Here is a 223-nt window from a genome sequence, read left to right on the forward strand (position 1 = left end):
GCCGGACGGCTGCCCGTGCTGGCCGGGGTGCGCGGCGGCACCGGGCCCGCCCGGGAAGCCCGGGGCCGAGGCAGGTCCGTGCCCGCCCGGCAGGCCGTGGCCGCCGAGCGCCGAGTGCGCGCCGAGCGGGCCGTGCTGGCCCGGCACCGTCCCGCCGAGGGCGGCCGCCGAGGCGATCGCACCGGCGGACCGGAGGTCACCGCCCGCCGAACCGGCGGGGACC

At 84.8% G+C, this 223-nt stretch carries 1 pseudogene; it reads right to left on the reverse strand.

The features are described from left to right. Positions 1-223: pseudogene (locus VR45_RS29125) on the reverse strand (hypothetical protein); the annotation flags it as partial.

It is taken from the genome of Streptomyces sp. NRRL S-495 (assembly GCF_000966955.1).
GTDB classification, from domain to species: domain Bacteria; phylum Actinomycetota; class Actinomycetes; order Streptomycetales; family Streptomycetaceae; genus Kitasatospora; species Kitasatospora purpeofusca.